Origin of the sequence: Pseudomonas protegens (assembly GCF_003732485.1) — a bacterium.
Classification (GTDB): domain Bacteria; phylum Pseudomonadota; class Gammaproteobacteria; order Pseudomonadales; family Pseudomonadaceae; genus Aquipseudomonas; species Aquipseudomonas protegens_B.
This window is the reverse complement of record NZ_MOAK01000079.1, coordinates 13,385-13,919: the sequence shown is the minus strand read 5'-3', so window position 1 is coordinate 13,919 and position 535 is coordinate 13,385. Positions and strand designations below refer to the sequence as shown.

1 protein-coding gene is annotated in these 535 nt (G+C 64.1%); it reads left to right on the top strand.

Features of this window, described 5'->3' with window-relative positions:
- Window positions 1-23: 23 nt before the first annotated feature.
- A partial coding sequence (locus BLX41_RS33810; RefSeq protein WP_185073712.1) for a peptidogalycan biosysnthesis protein occupies window positions 24-535 on the top strand: 512 nt, incomplete at its 3' end.

The following is a 535-nucleotide window of genomic DNA, read 5'->3' as shown; positions in this document are numbered from 1 at the left end:
CGATCTGAATCCCGGGGACCCCAATGCCGCTGCAATCCTTGAACAGTCTGTCTGCCGTCGATCCTGTGCAATGGGATGGCCTGCTCAAGGACGGGCAACCCTTTGTCCGTCACGCCTTTCTCAGTGCCCTGGAAGACAGTGGCAGCCTGGGCCCGCGCTCCGGCTGGCAGGCCGAGCACCTGCTGCATGTGGAAGACGGCCGGCTGCTGGCGGCCCTGCCCAGCTATCGCAAATGGCACTCCTACGGTGAATACGTGTTCGATCACGGCTGGGCCGATGCCTGCGCGCGGGCCGGGATCGACTACTACCCCAAGCTGCTGACGGCGGTGCCGTTCAGCCCGGTCAGCGGCGCTCGGGTGCTGGCGGCGACCCAGGCGGACGCCTTCGAGCTGCTGAAAAGCCTGCCCGGCTATTTGGAGATCGAAGGGCTTTCCAGCGCCCATATCAACTTCACCGACGACTTCAGTGACAGCGCGCTGGAACAGCAACCGGGCTGGTTGCAGCGCCTGGGCTGTCAGTTCCATTGGCAAAATCG